1 pseudogene is annotated in these 413 nt (G+C 47.0%); it reads right to left on the bottom strand.

Annotation, left to right across the window (positions count from 1 at the left end):
• Nucleotides 1–117: 117 nt before the first annotated feature.
• Nucleotides 118–413: pseudogene (locus tag AAEY83_RS12965) on the bottom strand (hypothetical protein); the annotation flags it as partial.

Below are 413 nucleotides of genomic sequence, written 5' to 3' on the forward strand. Positions count from 1 at the left end.
TTTTATCACTATGCGCTATTTAGTCGCAAATACAAAGTGAATCTGACCAGCTATCGCGTAGGCAATTGTAGAGAAAGTAGCTGCGTTAAAGGCAACGAAATACCATACTTGTCATCATCACTCGTCGTCTTCAATCATCAATACGGCATTACGGACATCGGCTAAGCGCTGAATCATGGCGTCATTGCCACCATCAAATATCGCGCACTCACGCTCATAGACAGTCGTTGGGCGCATGATGCTGTGTACTTGGACATGGTTGCTGATTTGCTTAAGGCCAGCATTGGGGAGCAATATCAGCATCTGCTCTTTTTTGCCCACGCTTTGTAGCAATTGGCTCATGGCATCGGCTTGGGCATCATCACTCACCCCAGCTTTGGCTGGCAAAGCAAAGCGTGATAGCTCAATATGCT

It is taken from the genome of Psychrobacter sp. TB20-MNA-CIBAN-0197 (assembly GCF_040309765.1).
GTDB lineage: Bacteria > Pseudomonadota > Gammaproteobacteria > Pseudomonadales > Moraxellaceae > Psychrobacter > Psychrobacter submarinus.